Annotated in this window: 17 protein-coding genes and 1 pseudogene; 8 read left to right on the top strand and 10 right to left on the bottom strand. The window is 71.5% G+C overall.

The genetic code is table 11. The features are described from left to right. Window positions 1–15: 15 nt before the first annotated feature. The 5 genes from F1615_RS08840 to F1615_RS08815 all read right to left on the bottom strand — a co-directional run bounded on the left by F1615_RS08840 (window position 16) and on the right by F1615_RS08815 (window position 5,531). Window positions 16–1,053 (bottom strand): glycoside hydrolase family 6 protein, encoded by a 1,038-nt coding sequence (locus F1615_RS08840; protein WP_149548336.1) that lies wholly within the window; start codon window positions 1,051–1,053, stop codon window positions 16–18. Window positions 1,054–1,507: 454 nt separating this feature from the next. Next, window positions 1,508–2,188 carry a sortase domain-containing protein gene (locus tag F1615_RS08835; protein WP_149548335.1) on the bottom strand — a complete coding sequence of 227 codons (681 nt, stop codon included), beginning with the start codon at window positions 2,186–2,188 and terminating at the stop codon, window positions 1,508–1,510. A 104-nt stretch (window positions 2,189–2,292) separates the two neighbouring features. Continuing rightward, window positions 2,293–3,072, bottom strand: coding sequence for an HAD-IIA family hydrolase (locus F1615_RS08830; protein WP_149548334.1), 780 nt, complete (start codon window positions 3,070–3,072; stop codon window positions 2,293–2,295). Window positions 3,073–3,154: 82 nt separating this feature from the next. Further along, window positions 3,155–3,871, bottom strand: coding sequence for a hypothetical protein (locus F1615_RS08825; RefSeq protein ID WP_149548333.1), 717 nt, complete (start codon window positions 3,869–3,871; stop codon window positions 3,155–3,157). Between the two features lie 547 nt (window positions 3,872–4,418). Continuing rightward, window positions 4,419–5,531, bottom strand: a complete 1,113-nt coding sequence (locus F1615_RS08815; RefSeq protein ID WP_149548331.1) for an ROK family transcriptional regulator — start codon at window positions 5,529–5,531, stop codon at window positions 4,419–4,421. A 56-nt stretch (window positions 5,532–5,587) separates the two neighbouring features. Here F1615_RS08815 and F1615_RS08810 point away from each other — a divergent pair, with 56 nt between their 5' ends. Next, entirely contained in the window at window positions 5,588–6,655 is a 1,068-nt protein-coding gene (locus F1615_RS08810) for a Gfo/Idh/MocA family protein (RefSeq protein WP_149548330.1), read from the top strand. Beyond that, window positions 6,652–7,152 (top strand): heme-degrading domain-containing protein, encoded by a 501-nt coding sequence (locus tag F1615_RS08805; protein ID WP_149548329.1) that lies wholly within the window; start codon window positions 6,652–6,654, stop codon window positions 7,150–7,152. The genes F1615_RS08810 and F1615_RS08805 overlap by 4 nt, the downstream gene beginning before the upstream one ends. 106 nt (window positions 7,153–7,258) lie before the next feature. Here F1615_RS08805 and F1615_RS08800 read toward each other — a convergent pair whose 3' ends face one another. The 3 genes from F1615_RS08800 to F1615_RS08790 all read right to left on the bottom strand — a co-directional run bounded on the left by F1615_RS08800 (window position 7,259) and on the right by F1615_RS08790 (window position 9,417). Next, on the bottom strand, window positions 7,259–8,110 hold the full coding sequence (locus F1615_RS08800) for a fumarylacetoacetate hydrolase family protein (protein ID WP_149548328.1): 852 nt from the start codon (window positions 8,108–8,110) through the stop codon (window positions 7,259–7,261). Window positions 8,111–8,257: 147 nt separating this feature from the next. Next, window positions 8,258–8,974, bottom strand: coding sequence for a YidC/Oxa1 family membrane protein insertase (locus tag F1615_RS08795; protein WP_149548327.1), 717 nt, complete (start codon window positions 8,972–8,974; stop codon window positions 8,258–8,260). A 119-nt stretch (window positions 8,975–9,093) separates the two neighbouring features. Then, the gene (locus F1615_RS08790; protein ID WP_149548326.1) at window positions 9,094–9,417 is read right to left on the bottom strand and encodes a DUF6412 domain-containing protein; all 324 of its coding nucleotides are present in this window, start codon (window positions 9,415–9,417) and stop codon (window positions 9,094–9,096) included. A gap of 314 nt (window positions 9,418–9,731) precedes the next feature. On the opposite strand from F1615_RS08790, the gene F1615_RS08785 reads away from it, so the two are divergent. Next, window positions 9,732–10,745 (top strand): SEC-C domain-containing protein, encoded by a 1,014-nt coding sequence (locus F1615_RS08785; RefSeq protein WP_149548325.1) that lies wholly within the window; start codon window positions 9,732–9,734, stop codon window positions 10,743–10,745. Between the two features lie 81 nt (window positions 10,746–10,826). On the opposite strand, the gene F1615_RS08780 is transcribed toward F1615_RS08785, so the two are convergent. Beyond that, window positions 10,827–11,660 carry an alpha/beta fold hydrolase gene (locus F1615_RS08780; RefSeq protein WP_149548597.1) on the bottom strand — a complete coding sequence of 278 codons (834 nt, stop codon included), beginning with the start codon at window positions 11,658–11,660 and terminating at the stop codon, window positions 10,827–10,829. 406 nt (window positions 11,661–12,066) lie between these two features. Then, window positions 12,067–12,465 (bottom strand): annotated as a pseudogene (locus tag F1615_RS08775) (iron chaperone). Window positions 12,466–12,590: 125 nt separating this feature from the next. Here F1615_RS08775 and F1615_RS08770 point away from each other — a divergent pair. From F1615_RS08770 to F1615_RS35915, 5 genes are all read left to right on the top strand, one after another. Further along, complete coding sequence (locus F1615_RS08770; protein ID WP_149548596.1) at window positions 12,591–12,983, top strand: very short patch repair endonuclease; 393 nt, start codon at window positions 12,591–12,593, stop codon at window positions 12,981–12,983. Between the two features lie 203 nt (window positions 12,984–13,186). After that, the gene (locus F1615_RS08765) at window positions 13,187–15,736 is read left to right on the top strand and encodes a Z1 domain-containing protein (protein WP_149548324.1); all 2,550 of its coding nucleotides are present in this window, start codon (window positions 13,187–13,189) and stop codon (window positions 15,734–15,736) included. Next, on the top strand, window positions 15,733–16,758 hold the full coding sequence (locus F1615_RS08760; protein ID WP_149548323.1) for a PD-(D/E)XK motif protein: 1,026 nt from the start codon (window positions 15,733–15,735) through the stop codon (window positions 16,756–16,758). The genes F1615_RS08765 and F1615_RS08760 overlap by 4 nt, the downstream gene beginning before the upstream one ends. Further along, a complete protein-coding gene (locus F1615_RS08755) occupies window positions 16,758–18,710 on the top strand; it encodes a hypothetical protein (RefSeq protein ID WP_149548322.1) in 1,953 nt (650 codons plus the stop codon). Before F1615_RS08760 ends, F1615_RS08755 begins: the two co-directional genes overlap by 1 nt. Further along, window positions 18,707–19,600: a hypothetical protein gene (locus tag F1615_RS35915; RefSeq protein ID WP_208818275.1), complete on the top strand. Its 894-nt coding sequence runs from the start codon at window positions 18,707–18,709 to the stop codon at window positions 19,598–19,600. Before F1615_RS08755 ends, F1615_RS35915 begins: the two co-directional genes overlap by 4 nt. The last annotated feature ends 1 nt before the right edge of the window (window position 19,601 follow it).

The following is a 19,601-nucleotide window of genomic DNA, read 5'->3' as shown; positions in this document are numbered from 1 at the left end:
TCCGTGCGCGTCGGGTCAGTCGCTGGCCTTGGCGAGTCCCAGGGCGTAGTCCGCCCACCACTGGCCGGCCTTCGGGCCGCCCTTGCACTCGCCGTCCGACTCGCCCGGACGCTTGATCCACAGGTAGGCGTCGACGAGGGGGTCGGCCGTCCTGGTCGTCGGGGTCTCGCCGAGCGCCCGGCCGGGCGGGTTGCACCAGCGTTCGTCCGCGGCACCCTCGGTGTAGGGCCCGTTGCCGTTGCGGCTGGTGTCGATGACGAACGGCTTGTTGCCGACCTTGGCGGACAGCTGCTTGCCGTAGGCGATGGAGTCCTCGGTGGAGTAGAAGTTCGACACGTTCACCGAGAAGCCGTCGGCCTGGTCGATCCCCGCCCGCTTGAGCGGTTCGAAGATCTGGTCGGGGTTGCCCCAGCCCGCGTTGCCCGCGTCCAGGTACACCCTGGTGTTCTTCAGGCCCTTGAGCTTGGCGACGGCGCCGCTGAGGAGGTCGTAGCGTTCCTCGTGGAACTGCTGCGGAGTGCAGCCGTCCACCAGGTGCAGCACCGCGTCCGGTTCGAGTATCACCGTCGCCGGACGGTCCCCGATGCCCTTGGCGACCCCGTCGACGAAGGCGCGGTAGGCATCGCCGTCGGCTGCGCCGCCCTGCGAGTACTGGCCGCAGTCGCGGTGCGGGATGTTGTAGAGCACCAGCAGCGCGGTGCGGCCGACCTTGTCGGCGCCCTCGGTGAGGCCGCGCGCCTGCTCCTCGGGGTTCTCCGGGCTGATCCACTCGCCGACGGGCTGCTCGGCGATCTTGCGTATCTGCTCGGCCTCCGTCTTCTTGCCGTCCTGCTGAAGCTCGGCGACCTTCCGCACGGCGAGGCCTTCGGGATTGACCCAGTAGGGGTCGGCCTCCTTCGGCTGCTGCGTGATGACCGCGCCGGCCGCCTCCCCCTGGTCCTTCCCCCCGTCATCGCCGGAGGAGGAACACCCCGCGACCAGCAGTGCCGCCCCCAGCGCCGCTGCGGACGCCCGCCTCCCGGCGAACGCCCCGACCCCCCTGCTGCCGTACATCCAACCCCCCTTGGGTGCACTTGTTCCACGTGTTCAGAGCCTCAATCCTGACATACGTCCCGCGGCGCCCGTGCGGCCCGGCCCGCCTTGTCCGTGAGCTGTTACGGCCCGGTGTGCCGGGCCGGTGGTCGCGGCGCCGGTGGGGTCTGGGCACCACGGCCACCTGCGATGATCACGGAAAGCGACCGGCCCGGGACTTGGCGTCGAACACCCATGGGCCAGGCCCGGCTTTCGATCTGGAGTCGTGCGCACCGATCCGGCCGGGGCCTTCCCGGCCGGTGCTCCCTCGCGCCCGGGCCATCCCCGGCCTCGACCGCGCGGCCGGCCCGCCGGGTCGCTCCCGCGGCCCGTGCCGCCCGACCGGCCCGTGCCGGCCGCGCGGTCGAGGCCGGGCCGGGCGGGGCCTCCGGCGAGCGGGCCGCCGGCCGGGCCGGGCGGGCGCCGGACCCGGCGCTCAGGTGACGGTCGGATGCGCGTCGACGACCACGCGGTCCGTGCAGGTGCCGACCGCCCGGTCGTGGGTCCCGGCGCAGGTGATCAGCGTCAGCGTCACCCTCAGCCCGGACGGTGCGTCGCGGCGCGGGGCGTGGGCCGCCCGGCGGGCGTCGGAAGCGTCCCCGTCCCCGTCCCGGTCCACGTCCCGGTCCACGGCGCGGACGTCCGTCACGGTGAATCCGGCGACCTCGCCGTCCGCGCGGACCACCTGGATCTCCTGGCCGACGGCGGGCCGGGGTCCGCCCTCCAGCCGCCCCGCCATCAGCGCGGTGCCGGGCTCGTCCGGGGCCGCCCCGTCCGCGTACCAGGCGACCGCGCCCGTCCGCCCGCCCGGCGACGGGGGTTCGCGGGTCCCGCGCTCGTCCAGTCCGCCGGGGGTCACCGGCGCGCGGACGCCGAGGGCGGGGATGTCGAGGCGCCGCGGCACGGCGGCGTGGTGCGCCGGGGGCGGTTCGGCGCGGGACGGACGTCCGGCCGCCGCCATGTCGCCGGTCGTGGGTCCGGGCGCGCCGGCGGGCGCACCGGCCGGCGCCGTACCGCCCCACAGCCACAGGCCGAGCAGCAGCACCAGCCAGGCCACACCGGCGAGCAGCCGTCCGGTGCCGGACGGGGCGCTTCCTGACGGGGCACTGTCTCCCATCGTGAACCTCCAGACACCTGGAGGGTCCCTCTCCGGGGCCGGCCCCGCACCCTCGTGCGCGCGGCCGCTACTCCGTGCGGGTGAACGGCTCCGTGCGCCGAACGTCAGACCAGGTCGACGAGGTCCGCGATCGAGTCGACGACCTGCGACGGCCGGTACGGGAAGTTCTCCACCTGCTCCGGCCTGGTCAGGCCGGTCAGCACCAGGAAGGTCTGCATCCCGGCCTCCATGCCGGCCAGGACGTCGGTGTCCATGCGGTCGCCGATCATCGCGCTGCTCTCGGAGTGGGCCCCGATGGTGTTGAGCCCGGTGCGCATCATCAGCGGGTTCGGCTTGCCCGCGAAGTACGGCTGCTTGCCGGTCGCCTTGGTGATCAGTGCGGCCACCGCGCCGGTCGCCGGGAGCGGGCCCTCGGTGGAGGGGCCGGTCTCGTCGGGGTTGGTGCAGATGAAACGGGCGCCGTCGTTGATCAGGCGGACCGCCTTCGTCATGGCCTCGAAGGAGTACGTACGCGTCTCCCCCAGGACCACGTAGTCGGGCTCGTGGTCGGTGAGGACGTAGCCGATGTCGTGCAGCGCGGTGGTCAGTCCGGCCTCGCCGATGACGTACGCCGAGCCGTTCGGGCGCTGGTCGTCCAGGAACTGGGCGGTGGCGAGGGCGGAGGTCCAGATGTTCTCGATCGGGACTTCCAGACCCATCCGGCGCAGCCGGGCGTGCAGGTCGCGCCCGGTGTAGATCGAGTTGTTGGTGAGGACCAGGAAGGGCCTGCCGGATTCGCGCAGCTTCTTGATGAAGGCGTCGGCGCCGGGGATCGGTACGCCCTCGTGGATCAGCACCCCGTCCATGTCGGTGAGCCACGATTCGATCGGCTTGCGGTCTGCCATGTGCGGGATCTCCTGCCGTACGCGGTCCTGCGTGCGCCCCAGCCTAAACAGACCCGGATCATGAGGGAATGGCCGATCCCACTCAGTGGCGGCGGCGACGGCGCGCCAGCAGCAGGGACAGGGCGCCGGTGAGCAGGGCGGCCGTGGCGACGGCGAGGATCCGGCCGCCGGTTCCGGTGGGGGCGAGCTCCTCGGCGAAGGGGAGGCCGGTGCCGGTGCGCCCGCTGTCGATGCGGAAGCGGTAGCCGTCGGACTGCCCGATCCAGTCGCCGTCGTCGGCGCGGCGCTGGATGACGGCGGCGGTGGCGGTGACCTGGTTGGGTACGGCGTCCGAGGTGACCGCGAGGCGGACCTTCACGGTGAGGGTCGTGCGGGGGCCGACGGTGAATCCGGGGAAGCCGGCGGTGTCGTCGGCGAAGACCCCGACGAGTTCGTCCGCGTCGGTCGCCTCGAAGCGGACGGGGTGGGTGGTCAGCCCGTCGTAGAACTCCAGCCGGGGCTGGGAGGGCTTCAGCTCGCGCTCCTCGTCGACGAGTACGACGACGGGGTGCACGCCGGTGCAGGGGCGGCCGGTGGTGTTGGTCAGCTCCAGCTCCCAGGTGCCGAATCCGCCGCCGGCGGTGTAGGCGGCGGGGCCGCCGTGGATCCGGGCGGTGAGGGGGAAGCTGCGGTCCTCGGCGGACGCGCAGGCAGGGAGGGGTCCGGCGGCGGCCGCGTGTGCGGCGGCGGCACCGGGGAGGACGGCGGCGACCGCCACCACCGGGCAGAGGGCCGCACGCGAGAACAGTCGCATCAACATACGAGCATGCCGGTGCGTTGTGTCTCGGGAACACCGCCGTTCGGGCGGACGCCCAGGGTGGTGGGTGGGTCGGGGCCGGGTCGGGGGTGTACGTCCTCGGACTGGCGCGACCGGGTCGCTCGGTGGAGGTGCGGGGCGCCGACTCGCACCAGCCGCTGCGGGCGCACACCCCCGCCCCGCCCCCTCCGCGCCGTACGCGCCCACCACGATCCGCGCCGTACGCGCCTGCCGACCGCTCCGCCGCCCCCGCCACGCCGCATCCGCGAGCCGCCGCCGCTCCCGCGGGCAGTCGTGCCGCACCCACCGCTCCCGCCGGCCGCCACCACCGCTTCCGCGGGCAGTCGTGCCGCTGGGGCGATGGGGGTCCCCCCGCTCGAGCGAAGCCGAGAGTGGGGGAGGGTGGGCGCGACGGCACCCCGTAAGCGCCGGGCTGCGCAACCTCCCCCCGGCCCGCACCAACACCGGGCACCCGGTGAGCACCCCTGCGCAGCCGCCCCCGGCCCAGACCGACGCGGGGCCACACATCGTGCCGGGCCGCACCGACACGCTACGCATCCCCCCGCCCGAACACCGGCGCCAGCACCAACTGCGCCGCCCCCGACGCGACCCCCAGCGTCCCGCCGGAGGCCAGCCGCACCGGAACCGTCACGCCACCGGTACGTTCGGCACGCGCGCCCAGCACCCCCCGCACGCCCCGCACGAACACCTCCGGCTCCGCCTCCACCGTGCGCCCGCCGAGCAGCACGAGGTCGATGTCCAGCAGCCCCACGAGGTTCGCCGCACCGGCGCCCAGCACGCGAGCGGCCTCCTCCGTCTCACCGCGCGCCACGGCGCCCAGGCACAGCGCCTCCACGCACCCCCGGTCCCCGCACCCGCACGGCGGCCCGTCCAGCTGCACCACCTGGTGCCCGAACTCCCCCGCCCCGGTCCGCGGCCCCCGGTGCACGCTCCCCCCGATCACCAGCCCCGCCCCAAGACCCGTACCGAGGTGCAGGTAGGCGAACGAGCCGCCCACTCCCCCGACGGCCAGCCCGAGCGCCGCCGCGTTGGTGTCCTTGTCGACGACCACCGGCACCCCCAGCCGGTCGGCCAGCGCGTCCCGCAAGGGGAAGCCGTCCCACTCGGGGAACCCGGTCACCCGGTGCAGCACGCCCCGCCGGTGATCGAGCGGCCCGGGCAGCGCGACCCCCACGCCGAGCGGCGGCCGGCCCCCGGCGGCTTCCGACCGCAGCGCCCCGACCAGTCCGGCCACTCCCGCCAGTACCGCCTCCGCCCCCGCGCCGAGGTCCAGCGGCGCCTCGCGCCGGGCCACCACCGCGCCGTCGAGATCGACCAGCACCGCCCGCGTCTCGTCGCGGTCCAGATGCACCCCCACCGCGTGCCCCGCCTCCGGCACCAGCCGCAGCACCGTGCGCGGTTTGCCGCCCGTGGACGCCCGGTGCCCCGCCTCCGCGGCGAGCCCGTCCGCCCGCAGCCGGGCCGTGATCTTGCTGACCGCCTGGGGGGTGAGACCGGTGCGCTCGGCCAGTTCCAGCCGGCTGATGCCCTCCGTCCCCGCGGTCCGCAGCAGATCCAGCACGAGCGCGGTGTTGTGGCTGCGCAGGGCGAGCAGGTTCGCCCCCAGCTGCTGCTCGCCGCTGCCCTCGTTCGTCCTCTTCACCCGCCCATTCTCCCTCCCGCTTGCACTTTGGCAACAGCGTTGCGAAAGTGGGGGTCATGACTGGCACTCCCCTCCGCGTCGGCCTCGTCGGCTACGGTCTCGCGGGCTCCGTGTTCCACGCCCCGCTGATCGCCGCGACCGAGGGCCTCGCGCTCGACACGGTGGTCACCTCGAACCCCGAGCGGCAGCGGCAGGCCCGCGCCGAGTTCCCGGACGTGACGCTCGCCGCGACCCCGGACGAGCTGTTCGCCCGCGCCGGCGAACTGGACCTGATCGTCATCGCGTCCCCGAACAGGACGCACGTCCCGCTCGCCACCGCCGCCCTCGAGGCCGGTCTGCCGGTCGTCGTGGACAAGCCCGTCGCCGGCACGGCGGCCGAGGCGCGCGGGCTGGCGGCGCTTGCCGAGGAGCGCGGCCTGCTCCTCTCCGTCTTCCAGAACCGCCGCTGGGACAACGACTTCCTCACCCTGCGCAAGCTGATCGACGAGGGCCGACTCGGTGACGTGTACCGCTTCGAGTCCCGCTTCGAGCGCTGGCGTCCGCAGCTCAAGGGCGGCTGGCGCGAGTCCGGGGACCCCGCGGAGATCGGCGGTCTGCTCTACGACCTCGGCAGCCATGTCGTCGACCAGGCACTGGTCCTCTTCGGCCCGGTGACCTCCGTGTACGCCGAGTCGGACGTCCGGCGGGAGGGCGCGCGGACCGACGACGACACGTTCATCGCGCTCACGCACGCCGGCGGCGTCCGCTCCCACCTCTATGTCTCCGCGACCACGGCCCAGCTCGGCCCGCGGTTCCGCGTCCTCGGCTCGAAGGCCGGCTACGTCAAGCACGGCCTCGACCCCCAGGAAGCGGCCCTGCGCGACGGCCTGCGCCCCGGCGCGGACTGGGGCAGGGAACCGGAGGAGCTGTGGGGCCGCGTCGGTGCCGGGGAGTCCCCAATGACCGGCGGCGGACGCCCCGAGCCCACCCTCCCGGGCGACTACCCCGCCTACTACGCGGCCGTGGCGCGGGCCCTGCTGTCCGGCGGTCCCAACCCGGTGACCGCGCTGGAGGCGGCCGCCGCCCTCGACGTACTGGAGGCGGCCCGCCGTTCCGCCCACGAGAAGGTGACAGTGACCCTGTGACCACCCCGAGCCAGATCCCGGAAATCGCTCCGACCGTGGCGGAGCTGGAGGCCGAGGAACGCCGCCTGGTGTTCCGGCGGTTCACCTATGACGACGCGTGGGCGCTCGGCTCCCTGCTGGTGGAGATGGCGCGCGAGCGCCAGGCCCCCGTCGCCGTCGACATCCACCGGTCCGGCCAGCAGCTCTTCCACGCCGCCCTGCCCGGCTCCGCGCCCGACAACGACGCCTGGATCGCCCGCAAGCGCCGGGTGGTGGAGCGTTACGGCTCCGCCTCCTACCTGGTGGGCGCCCGCCACCGCGCCAAGGGCACGACCTTCGAGGAGTCCTCCCGCCTCGACCCCGACACCTACGCGGCCCACGGCGGCTCCTTCCCCATCACGGTGGAGGGCGCCGGCGTCATCGGCGCGGTAACGGTCTCGGGCCTCCCCCAACTCGAGGACCACAAGCTGGTGGTGGAAGCCCTGACCCGCTTTTTGGCCCAGGCCCAGGACACCTAGGGGCGCGGGGAACTGCGCGAAAGGGGGTCTGGGGGCGAAGCCCCCAGGGACGGGAAGGGAAGGGGCGGCGGGGGCGACAACCCAGGCCCCCGCCCAGGCCCCCCGCTCAAGCCCCCTTGAACTCCTGCCGCTGCCGCCCGAGCCCCGCGATCTCCAGCTCGACCACATCCCCCGCCCGCAGGTACGGCTTCGGCTCCGGCCGCCCCAGCGCCACCCCCGCCGGCGTCCCGGTGTTGATCACATCCCCGGGATGGAGCGTCATGAAGTGACTGACGTACCGCACGACTTCCCCCACGGGGAAGATCTGCTCGGCGGTGGTCCCGTCCTGCTTCAGCTCCCCGTTCACCCACAGCCGCAGCGACAGGTCCTGCGGATCGGCGACCTCGTCGGCCGTCACCAGCCAGGGCCCGAGCGGGTTGAACGTCTCGCAGTTCTTCCCCTTGTCCCACGTCCCGCCCCGCTCGATCTGGAACTCCCGCTCGGAGACGTCGTGCGCGACGGCGTACCCGGCGACGTGCGCGAGCCCTTCCTCCGCCGACTCCAGATAGCGCGCCGTACGCCCGATCACGACCGCCAGCTCGACCTCCCAGTCGGTCTTGACCGAACCGCGCGGCACCAGCACCGTGTCGTTCGGCCCGACGACGGTGTCCGCCGCCTTGAGGAAGATCACCGGCTCGGAGGGCGGCTCGGCGCCCGTCTCGCGGGCGTGGTCGTGGTAGTTCAGCCCGATGCACACGATCTTGCCGATGCGCGCCAGCGGGGGCCCGATCCGCAGCCCCGCCCCGTCCAGCGCGGGCAGTTCGCCAGCGGCGGCGCGGATCCGGCCGAGCGCCGCCCCGTCGGCGAGCAGCGCCCCGTCGATGTCGGCGACGAGTCCCGAGAGGTCCCGCAGGGTTCCCTCGGCGTCGAGCAGCGCGGGCCGCTCCTGTCCCGCCGTACCGACTCGCAGCAGCTTCATGGTCACGTCTCCCTCGATCGCGGGCCCGTCCGACGGGGACGACCCGGATGCGGCGAGGCGCGGCCGTCGGAGGACTGGTCGATCCTCCGATCCGACGGTCCAGTCCGCAATACCCCGTTCACGTACTGGACCGCGCGCCGCGGGCGTTCACCGGTACAGCACGGCCCGCTCCATCACGCCCCAGGTCGTGCTGGTCACCATGTACAGCGCGGCCGCCAGTGGCATGACGGCGACGGTGACGAGCGTGAAGAAGGACATGAACGGCATCACCTTGGTCACCGCCCCCAGCCCCGGCACCTGCTCGGCGTCCCCGGCGGCGGGCACCAGGGGTTGGGCGGCCATCATCCGCCGGGACAGCCGGTAGCCGAACCAGGCGACCACCGCGGTGACCGCGAACAGTCCGACGTAGACGAGCCCGGGTCCGCCGAACACCCCGCCGTCCCCGAGCGCGTCCGCCCAGCGTCCGCCGAGCGGCGCGTCGAACAGGCGGTGTCCGAGGAGTTCGTTGGCGCGCCCGCCGATCGTCTCGCTGGAGAACAGGTGGTACAGCAGGAAGAACGCGGGAAGCTGGAACAGGCTCGGCAGGCATCCGGACAGCGGCGACACCTTCTCGCGGGTGTGCAGTTCGAGTACGGCCCGCTGCAGCTTCTCGGGATCGCGGCCGTGCTTGCGGCGCAGCTCGGCGATGCGCGGCTGGAGCGCCGCCCGGGCCTTCTGACCGCGCGCGGCGGCCCGGGAGAGGGGGTGGACGAGGAGGCGTACGAGCGCGGTGAACAGGACGATCGCGGCGGCCGCCGCGAAGACGCCGAACAGCGGCTGGAGCAGGTCGGCCAGGTGCTCGACCAGGCTGGCGAAGACGGACATGGGTGAGCCCTCCAAGGGGTCTCGTCGTGCCGGAAGTCCCGGGCGAACCGGGACGGACGTACGGGATGGCGGCATGACGACCCGCGGCGGGGCGTGGTGAACGAACGTGAAGAGGTGCCCTACGCGGCGGTCGCCAGGAGGGCGTGTCCGGGCGCTCGGGGCCGGGTGCGCCCCTTGGCGTCGGGGTCGCGCTGGGGCAGGAAGGCGGTACGCCGGTCACGGTCGCGCATGGCCGTACGCACCCGGGTGGGCGGGACGGCGGGCGCGCAGCGCGCGGCGACGAGCGCGCAGACGGCGAGCGCGGTACCGGCGGCGGCGGTCGCGGCGAGCGCGACGTCGACGACGGAGAGGCCACCGGCGGCCGGCAGCAGGAGCAGGAGGACCTGGAGCAGCGGGAGGAGCACGGCGAAGCCGGAACGCACGGTCACCCGATGACGCGTCACCCGTCGTCCCCTCCTTCCCACGTCGTCACTTCCGCCCGCACCAGTGTCGCACCGGACCGGGCCAGGACGGCGCCCGGGTCCCCGGCATCTCCACAACGTCCGGCACCGGCGTGGCGGTTCCCCCCTCGGTCGTATCCGCGCCGGACGGCGGTCCCGCGGACCTGGCGCGAGCCGTACGGACCGGGCCCCGATGCCGCACCCGGCGGGCCGGGGTGACGACCGCGGCCGTCGTGGCCCGCGGGAACGGGCGCGGGGCGGCCCGCCCACCCCTGCGCCCTCACCTTCTGTCACCCGTCGGCAGTACCGTGTCCAGCATGCGCCCCGACACGCCTGCCGAAAACGTCGATCACACCGCCGAAGCCGCCCGCCTGGAGCGGACCGCCGACCTCTATCCCGAGGACGCCGAGGCCCTGCTCCTGCGGGCCGCCGCCCACCGCGAACTCTCCGGCGACCGCCCCGCCGCCACCGCCCTCTACGACCGCCTGCTGGCCTCGGACGCGGCCCTGGACCAGCCGTTCCTGGTCCGCGCCCTGAAGGCGTCGAACCTCTGGGAGTACGGCCACGAGGCGGAGGCCCGCGCGATCATCACCGGCATCCGCTCGGCGGCCCCGCGCGACCCGGCGCCCTGGGTGATCGTCGCGGAGGCCCTGGAGTCGCACGACGAGCTGGAGCAGGCGCACGAGACGTTCACGCAGGCGGTGCACCTCCTCCTGCGCGACGGGACCGCGCCCCCGCGCCCCGCCCACCCGCTCCTCTTCGGCCGCCACCGCGTCCGCAGGATGCTCGGGGCGGCGCACGACGAGTGGGACGCCCTGGCGGACACCGTGCACTCCCTCCCGATCACCCTGGACGAACTCCACGACCCGAAGCGCGTGTGGTCCCTGGGCTCGGAGAACCCGGCGGAGCTGGAGGCGGAGATCGTCCGCCTGCGCGCGGAGCTGGGCGCCTTCCGCGAGGCCCTGTCCCGCCCGTTCCCGGTGGCGGTCCTGCACTGGTCGGCGGCCGAACTGGCGGAACTGACCGAGGCGTACCCGGACCTGGCGCGGGAGTACCCGTCCTACGACGCCCACCTGGCGACGATAGAGGCGGCCCTGCGCGAACTCGCCTCCTCGGGCACCGCGAACCTCGGCATCGTGACGGGGACGGTCCCGTCGTACGAGGCCTTCGCCGCCTCGGAGCTCAGCTCCCCCGCCGACGCGACCCTGCTCCCGCAGTACGCGACGACGCTGGCGGCCCGGGGCCGAGCGGTGGCGTGGCCGCCGGAGCGGTCGGCGGCGTGCTGGTGCGGTTCGGGACGGACGTACGGCGACTGCCACGGCGCCGGCTGAACGACGACGGTGAGCCCGTCCGCCGGGCCTCGGCGGACGGGCGCACCGGTGTGAGTGCTCCTACCTGCTTCCCACCTGCCCCTACTTGGCCAGGAAGGCGAGCAGGGCGTCGGTGACCTCCTGGGCGTGCGTCCACAGCAGGCCGTGCGGGGCGCCCTCGATGACGACGTACTCGGCCCCCGGGAGAGCCCGGTGGAACGGCTCACCGGTGGCCTCGATCGGCAGGATGCGGTCGGCGGTGCCGTGCAGGATCAGCGCCGGCACGTCGACCTTCGGGATGTCGGTGCGGAAGTCGGTGGTCCAGGTCGACACGCAGGCCAGCGAGGCGTACCAGGAGGCGCCGGCGGCGACGTTCCAGCTGTTGCGCAGGGCCTCCTCGCTGATCCGCGTGCCGAGGTTCTCGTCCAGGTTGTAGAAGTCCTTGTAGAACGCGGTGAAGTAGGCGTAGCGGTCGGCGGTGACCGCCTCCTTGATGCCCTCGAAGACGCTGCCGTCCACGCCCGAGGGGTTGTCGTCGGTCTTGAGCAGGAAGGGCTCGAGCGAGGCGAGGAACGCCGCCTTGGCGACCCGGGCGGAGCCGTAGATGCCCAGGTAGCGGCCGACTTCGCCGGTGCCCATGGAGAAACCGACCAGGACCGCGTCGTGCAGGTCGAGGGTCTCCATGACGGTGTTCAGGTCGGCGGCGAAGGTGTCGTAGTCGTAGCCGGTGGTGGGCTGGCTGGACCGGCCGAAGCCGCGCCGGTCGTAGGTGATGACGCGGTAGCCGGCCGCGAGCAGGGCGGCGGCCTGCTTCTCCCAGGAGTGGCCGTCGAGCGGGTAGCCGTGGATCAGCACGACGGGCTGCCCGGTGCCGTGGTCCTCGTAGTAGAGGTCGATGGAGGCCGAGTTCTCCTGGCCGACGGTGATGAACGGCATGGTGGTGGGTGCCTTCCGTGTGGTTCCGGTGGGGTCGAGCACGAGAGAAAACATAGCGCGCAATCTAGTTGTGCACAACTAGATTGCGCACAACTCAAATGGACGGTCTCATTCCACGCGGCCGGGCGCTGCCCAGTCGTGCGGCCAGATGCCCCGCCTGCACCGCTCATTCCACGCGACACCGCCGGCCGCCACGTCCGCCACCCGGCGGAGATGACGCCTCTACCGCTGGTTGCAGGAAGCCCCCGGCGTCCCCCACCAACCGCCCCGGAACCGCCGCAGACCGCGTCCGTCTCCCCCAGGCCAACTGAAGTCTCCTTCGTGCTGTTCGGGGTGGGGATGGGCGTGACGGCGTTCCTGTGAAGCGGCCGTACGGGGACGGCAGCCCACTCTGCGGTGTGCCTGATCAAGCCAGTCCTCGGCAGGACGGCATGACCGGCAAGCAGGCGGCACCAGGCTCGGCCGCGGCGACCCTCAGCAGATCCCGCACGAGCCCGAAATCGACGCCCTCCGGCCTGCGGAACCGCAGACACCCCTTGCCCATGTCCTGTCCGGCCGGCCGCTCCTCGAACGCGTCCCGGACGTCGCCACGCCTCAGATGGAGCGAGATGTACCGCTTCTGACTCGCGAAGGCGATCTCCGCGGCCCCATCCCGCTCGTACGCGGGCATCCCGCCAGCCATGACCTCCGTGAAGCCTTGGAGTTCGGCCCGGCACAGCTACGCAGACGTGTCAGGGCGGCTTTGCGGTCGTCGGGGGACCTCGGTGAGGTAGGCGTCGACATCGGTCGCGCGGCTTTGCACCATGGAGGAACTCATGCCGGGCCGGGCGTTGCTTCCTCGATCATGAAGGCCTCCGTCCACACCTGCGACGCCGGCAGAATGCTGGTGTGTCCGAAGTCGTCCCGTCCTCCCCCAGCGTCTCCGCCCGCATGAGCCGCCAGAACCGTCGCGACACGGCTCCCGAGGTGGCGGTCCGGCGGATTCTGCACGCCGGAGGCCTGCGGTACCGAGTGAACGTGCCCGTGCCCGGGATGCCCCGCCGCACGATCGACGTAGTCTTCCCCAAGGCCAAGGTCGCCGTGTTCCTCGACGGCTGCTTCTGGCACGGGTGCCCGCAGCACGCGACCAGCCCGAAGTCCAACGCGGAGTGGTGGCGCACCAAGCTCGACAAGAACATGGCCCGCGACGCCGAGACGACCGAGCATCTGACCCACGAGGGCTGGACCGTCCTCCGCTTCTGGGAGCACGAACCCGTCGACGACGTGGCCTCCCGGATCGCCGCCGTGGTGAAACCGCGGCGGGAGGCGGACGACCGCGTCTGAACGGAGGCGGGTCCACCACACCCCGCCCGTTTCATCCGTTATGAGTCCACGCACGGACGGAGGGGATTGCGAGATCGATTTACTCAGCAACGACCTACACCAATAATGTGTAGGCGATGTGAGCGCGGGGGGCCTTGATCTGTGTCGCAGCACGCCTGCCGAACAGGCGAACTAGGAACGAGAGCCGGGGGGCGGTCGACCACATGACCGACGATTTCGATGCCATGTACGAGACGTTCCAGGCGCTTCTGGAAACGTTTCCTCCTTCGGAGGCCGTGAAGCGGCTCGAACTGCTCGGCGTCGAACAACACGTCATCGAGGAGATTCGTCGGCGCCACGAGGAGCGCACGATCCGCATCAGGGAGCTCGAGGAACCCCACGCGGTGGTCCTGGGCAATCGGGACACCTGGTACACGGGCCCGCAGGCCAAAGACAAGTGCTGGCCCGCGATCGTGAAATTGCTCCGCAAGGACGGCTGGCCGGAGAAACCCGCCATCCAGGATCTCGACGACTCGTCCACCCGGGTCGTCTCCTTGCTCAATCACCCGAAGGAAAAGGCTTTTTCGACCCGCGGCCTGGTGGTCGGGTACGTGCAGTCCGGCAAGACCACGAATTTCACCTCGGTCATGGCCAAGGCGGCCGACCGCGGTTACAAGCTCTTCATCGTGCTGGCCGGCATCCACAACGGGCTCCGCCGTCAGACGCAGGCCCGATTGGTGCAACAACTGGTCGAGCCCAACCCCTCGATGTGGTCGCAGCTCACGGGCCTGGACAAGGACTTCACGCCGCAAGAGAACCCGGCGAGCTACTTCGGGAAGAGCAACAAGACGCACGTCCTGTGCGTGGTGAAGAAGAACGCTACGGTGCTGCGCAAGCTGTCGCAGTGGCTGGCCAAGGCGTCCGACTACCTGGAGGACTGCCCGGCGCTGATCATCGACGACGAGGCCGACCAGGCGACGGTGGCGACCAAGTCCATCAACCCGCTGATCCTCAGCATCATGAGCAGCCTGCCACGCTCCGCCTATGTCGGTTACACGGCCTCCCCGTTCGCCAACCTGTTGATCGACCCCGCCGCCGAGGACCTGTATCCCCGCGACTTCGTCGTCAACCTGCCGAAGCCGAAGGGCCACTTCGGCACCGAGGTGCTGTTCGGCCGGTACGCGCTGGAAGGCGAGGACAAGGAGGACGTCGACGACGGCCACGACATGATTCGCTCGGTGCCGAAGGACGACGTGCCGTGCGTCCGCCCCGAGACGAAGGCCGACGTCGAGGGCTTCGAGCCCGTGATCACGGACACCCTTCAGCGGGCCATCGACTACTTCTGGCTGGTCACCGCCGCCCGCAGATTCCGTAACACCGGCAACCCGCACAGCACGATGCTCATCCACACGAGTGTCAACACGGCGGTGCACAACAGCTTCAAGAGGCCGTTGGAACACCTCAGGCGGAGAAGGGCAGAGTCGCTCGGCGACGCCGACGTGCTGAGACGACTGCGCGCGCTGTGGGACGAGGAGACGGCTCGCGTCCCCGCCGAGGAGTTCGGTGAGACCAAGGTGCCGTTCGACTCGCTGCTCCCCGAGTTGCCCGGCGTCCTCGACAGTTGCCGGGTCATCATGGACAACTCCAGCAGCGAGGACCGCCTGGACTACGAGAACGGCCCGGTGGTCGCGATCGCCGTGGGCGGCAACACGCTGTCGCGCGGCCTGACGCTCGAGGGCCTGTCCGTCAGCTACTTCGTGCGGGCGGTCTCCGCCTACGACACGCTTCTGCAGATGGGGCGCTGGTTCGGGTTCCGCAACGGCTACGCCGACCTTCCCAGGATCTGGATGACCGACGAACTGGCCGAGTGGTTCCGCCACCTGGCGACGGTCGAGACCGAGATGCGGCGGGACATCGACGTCTACATGACGGAGTCCGAGACCCCTCTGACCTTCGCGGTCCGGCTGCGCACGCACCCGTCGCTGCGCGTCACGGCAGCGGCCAAGATGCGGTCGGCGGTCACGGCCGCGTCGTCCTACGGTGGCCGGCGCGTGCAGACCCACTACTTCCGCACCGACGCCGAGTGGCTGCGCGGCAACATCGACGCCGCTCGCAAGCTGGTCGGGGCGTCGATCGCGAACGGTGTGCGGGTGGAGGACCGGTCGTCCGAGGGGCGCTTCGTGTTCCGCGACGTCCCCTACGACGTGGTGACCGACTTCCTGGCGGAGTACAAGTTCCACGAGAAGTCGCCCGAGAACGACGGCGAGCTCATGAGCGCGTACATCCGCAAGCGCATCTCCGCGGCCGGCTCCTTGCGCCGCTGGAACGTGGCCGTCGTCGGCAACCCCAAGGGCGAACCGTTCTCCTTCGCGCCGAACGTGGCCGTCGGTCGGAGTGTCCGTGCCCGCCTGGCCGACACGTTGGGCCCAGAGCACGCCGACATCAAGACGCTGATGAGCCGCCGTGACGCCGCGGTCGACCTGTCGGGCGACGTGTCGAAGCTGAAGGAGGAGGAGATCATGCGGGAGCGGAAGGCCCAGCTTCCGGACACCGGACTCCTGATCCTTTACCCCATCGACAAGACGTCCGCGCCCAACCCGCCCAAGCCGACGCGTCGGCCCTTGAACGCCGAGGAACACGTCATCGGCGTCGGCCTCGTCTTCCCCGAGCCCCGCGACGGGGACAGCACCGTGGAGAAGTACATCTCGGCCGACCTCTCCGGCGTCCGCATCGAGGACGAGGACCTCAGCCTCCTGGAGAGCGAGGAGGCGTGACAGAGCCCGCATGGAACAAGCTCGTCGAGGAGCACTGGAGCGCGCTGGAGGCAAGACCCACCACCGGTGAGCACCGCCTCCGTGTGTCCCCCCTCCCGGTGACGACGGGCGAGGGGCCGATAGCCGCGGCCGTCGACCACGAGGGCCACCACCATCTGCTGGTGCCGGTGAACAGCCGCACCAAGGTTCGCTCCGGGCTCGACGGTCCGGTGCTGCGCCTGCGCAAGCGCCCTCTGGAGGACGAGGAGACCTACCAGACTTACGCGGACCTGGCCTGTCTTCGGGACGACTTCGAGGACCTGTTCACCAAACTGTGCGCCGATGTGCTGTCCACGGTGCGGGAAGCTCCCGAGCACCCCGTCAAGGGGTTGTATCGCGTTCTCGACCGTTGGAAGGCGTTGTTCCAGACCCAGGGCACCGCTCTGGGGCCGGAGCAGCTAGCGGGTCTGTTCGGCGAGCTGCTCGTCCTGGACCGGCTGCTGCAGCGCGATTCCGGCGCCCATCGCCTGTGGGTCGGTCCGAAGGGCCACCGCCACGACTTCTCGACGGGTCTCGACGCGATCGAGGTCAAGACGGCGGTGGACCCCTCCGGTCGCAAGCCCCGCATACACGGACTGGACCAGTTGGAGCCTCCGCAGGACGGGAGTCTTCACCTGGTGTGGGTCGGGCTGCACCGGATGACGGCGTCAGGGGGCGGCACGGGTTTCGTGGAACTGGTCGAACGCACGCTGCAGCGCTGCGACGACGAAAGCGCTCTGCTCGGTCTCCTCTCCGAGGCGGGCTACCGCCATTTCGAAGCCGACCGTTACCGGGACGTCCGTTTCGGTGTCGGGGAGGAGACGTGGTTCGGCGTGCTCCCCGGGTTTCCCGGACTGACCGGCGGTGCCCTCGCCGCGGCCGGCCTTCCGGTCTCCGTGCTCGACGTCGAATACACCATCGACCTCACGGGCAAGGTCTCCGGCACGTTGACGTCCGACGAGGTGTCGCGTGTCGTCGAGCGCATCACTCAGGAGTCCGACTGATGGAGGCCTCGTGGTACTCCCAGCCCTACCCGCCCGAGGGGGCCAGCGCCGCCGAGGGCATCCGTAACCAGCTGGGACGTCCGGAACTGGACCTGTTGACCATCCTGGTCCGGGAGTCGGCCCAGAACAGTTGGGACGCCCGCCTGCCCGACTCCTCGGTGCCGGTCGACTACGGCATCGACATGTGGACGGTCACACCCGCGCACGCCGGGGCCTGGCGGACCCTCCTCCCGGCCGGAGCCCCGACGAACCCCGACCACTTCCCGCTGCGCAACACGCTGAGGCACCCCGTCATCCGCGTGCTCGCCGTCTCCGACCGGGGGACGCGTGGCCTGGGAGGTCCGACGCGCGCCAACGACGCGGTCGGTGCCGACCGGGACTTCGTGTCGTTCATCCGCAACATCGGCGAGCCCCGCGACAGAGCGCTGGGGGGCGGCACGTACGGCTTCGGAAAGGGCATCTTCTACCTGCTCTCCAAGTCCGGCTCCGTACTGGTGCACTCCCGTTGCCGCACCTCCGAAGGAAGCTACGAGACCCGTCTCATCGGGTGCACGCTCTGGAAGAGCTACGTGGCCACCGAACGCGGAGAAGACCGTCGCTACACTGGCCGGCACTGGTGGGGCGACACCTCGGGCGACGTGGTGGAGCCTTTCGTGGGCACGGCGGCCGACGCCGCCGCCCAGCGGCTGGGTCTGCGGCCGTTCGGCCCACAGGAGACGGGCACGACCGTGGTCGTGATCGACCCGAACCTCGACGAGTTCGAGCAGCCGACGGACGCGGCCGACTACCTGGCCGAGACGATCGCCTGGCACCTCTGGCCCAAGATGATCTCGACGGACGGCAAGTCCTCGGCGATGCGCTTCTCCGTCACCTGCGACGGCGTCCCGTACGAGGTACCGGACCCTCGCACCACGTCCCCGCTGCACATGTTCGTCAAGGCGTACGAGGTGATGAAGAGCGGGCAGGGCCGTGACCTCGCATGTCTGAAGCCGAAGAAGCATCTGGGTCGGCTCGGCCTGGACAAGCGCATCATGCCGGCGCTCGAACGGTCCCGTGCCAGGGAGCTCCTCGGTATCGAGGACGTCGTTCATCACGTGTGCCTGATGCGCCCTGCGGAGCTCGTCGTCACCTACCGTCCGGGACCGAAGCCACCCAGCATCCATCAGGGCTACGCGGGCGTCTTCCGGGCCGACGAGTCCATGGACGAGGTCTACGCCAAGGCCGAACCACCCACCCACGACGCCTGGAACCCTCACTCGCTGGAGCGGCCCGAGAGCACCTACGTCCACACCACGTTCACCCGTATCGGCGAGGCGCTGAACGGGTTGCTCTCCCTCAACGGGAACGCCGGCCAGGGCGCCGGCACCGTGGCCCTGGGAGCCGCCAGCTCGTACTTCTCCGGCCTGGTGGGCGGAGCATGGGGCATCGGCGGAGCCACCGACTACTCCAAGCCGGGCAGCACCGCGACCCGGTCGACCGACGTCGACGACGACACCGGTGGACGCGGGCGGCGAACCACGAAGAAGGGCAAGGCCTCGGGAGGGGCGGCCGTCGGCGGCGGGGACCGTGACGACGCCGGTGCGCCGCACGGCGCGGACGACTCCACGCCCCGCCGACGCCCCCGGGTGCAGTACTTCGGCGACCCCTACTACGAGGACCACGGGGAGAGCACCTTGCTGGTGCAGGAGTTCCGCCTGCCGGTGCCCGGTCCACAGCGTGTCCGGAGCGACCTCGCGGTCACGCTGCCGGGAACGGGTGGACGCGAGACGGACCCGCCCATAGGGGCGACCATGCCCGTGCTCGTCGGTTGGCAGGACGAGTCGGGGCGCGTGCACGACGGCGACCCCTGTGTCGTCGAGGGTAGCGACGCCCTGTGGCGCGCGCTCGTCCGTCCCGCCCCCGACACCATGACCGAGATCGGCATCAAGGTCGAGGCGGTGAAGGAGCCGTGACCCGCCGCGTACTTCCCTACCGCGCCCCGACGGAGGACGTCGTCTCGGCCGAGACCTGGCGGCTCGTCGTCGAGGACGGCGAGGTGCCGTTGCCGGAGGCCATGCCGGACTGGGACTACCAACTGGACCTGCCCCTGCGCCGAACCGTTCGCGTCGATCTCGAGCGCGCACGGCTCCAGTCAGGACTGCCCGACGACGCGCCACTCGTACTGTCGGCGGTCTGGACGGCCACCGGTTCCAATTTGAGCGGTCCGGCCCAGCAGATCCCGATGCCCGCGCACGCCACCGGCATGGCTGAGTTCGACTTCCGTCTGCGCGGCGCCGACCTGGGGGGTCTGCTCCTCCTGGACACCGCGCTGCTGCTCGCCGAACGAAGGGTCGACGCCCGCCCCTCCACCCCCCGCAGGGCGGGGTCGGTGCTGTGGAGCGACCGGCAGACCCTGCGGCTCCAGGGTGACGCGCCGCAGTTCCCCATGGCCGTCATCGACTTCGCGCGGACGTCGTTCCCCGACGACGCCGCCTGGCACCTGCAGATCAGCGGCAGCCTCGACAGCGCGACCATGGGGTCCCTGCTGCTCCTCGTGAACGAGCGCAACAGCACCACCGCCAACGCGTTCCAGAAGGCGTCGAAACCCGGCCCCGTGGACCGGGTCGTACTGTCCGCCGTCTACGCGGACGCGGCACGCATCATGGTCGAGCATGCTCTGAACCAGGACGACTTCACCGAGGACACCGACTTCCCCGAGGGATCGTTGGGTGCCACCCTCCTGAACCTCGTGGAACAACTCTTCCCCGGACAGTCGATCACCGACATCCGATTGCGCCGGCAGCAGTCCCCTGCCTTGTTCGCCTCCGACCTGCAGGCGGCAGTGAAGATCTTCGAGGTGTAAT

Source organism: Streptomyces marokkonensis (assembly GCF_008312835.1).
Lineage (GTDB): Bacteria > Actinomycetota > Actinomycetes > Streptomycetales > Streptomycetaceae > Streptomyces > Streptomyces marokkonensis_A.
This window is presented reverse-complemented; position numbering and strand designations above follow the sequence as displayed.

Coding starts and splice junctions, on each gene's coding strand:
- F1615_RS08765 (WP_149548324.1), top strand. CDS start 13,187: ATGACCGACGATTTCGATGCCATGTACGAGACGTTCCAGGCGCTTCTG.
- F1615_RS08835 (WP_149548335.1), bottom strand. CDS start 2,188: ATGGGAGACAGTGCCCCGTCAGGAAGCGCCCCGTCCGGCACCGGACGG.
- F1615_RS08810 (WP_149548330.1), top strand. CDS start 5,588: ATGACTGGCACTCCCCTCCGCGTCGGCCTCGTCGGCTACGGTCTCGCG.
- F1615_RS08825 (WP_149548333.1), bottom strand. CDS start 3,871: ATGTTGATGCGACTGTTCTCGCGTGCGGCCCTCTGCCCGGTGGTGGCG.
- F1615_RS08785 (WP_149548325.1), top strand. CDS start 9,732: ATGCGCCCCGACACGCCTGCCGAAAACGTCGATCACACCGCCGAAGCC.
- F1615_RS08830 (WP_149548334.1), bottom strand. CDS start 3,072: ATGGCAGACCGCAAGCCGATCGAATCGTGGCTCACCGACATGGACGGG.
- F1615_RS08780 (WP_149548597.1), bottom strand. CDS start 11,660: ATGCCGTTCATCACCGTCGGCCAGGAGAACTCGGCCTCCATCGACCTC.
- F1615_RS08795 (WP_149548327.1), bottom strand. CDS start 8,974: ATGTCCGTCTTCGCCAGCCTGGTCGAGCACCTGGCCGACCTGCTCCAG.
- F1615_RS08800 (WP_149548328.1), bottom strand. CDS start 8,110: ATGAAGCTGCTGCGAGTCGGTACGGCGGGACAGGAGCGGCCCGCGCTG.
- F1615_RS08755 (WP_149548322.1), top strand. CDS start 16,758: ATGGAGGCCTCGTGGTACTCCCAGCCCTACCCGCCCGAGGGGGCCAGC.
- F1615_RS08770 (WP_149548596.1), top strand. CDS start 12,591: ATGAGCCGCCAGAACCGTCGCGACACGGCTCCCGAGGTGGCGGTCCGG.
- F1615_RS08840 (WP_149548336.1), bottom strand. CDS start 1,053: ATGTACGGCAGCAGGGGGGTCGGGGCGTTCGCCGGGAGGCGGGCGTCC.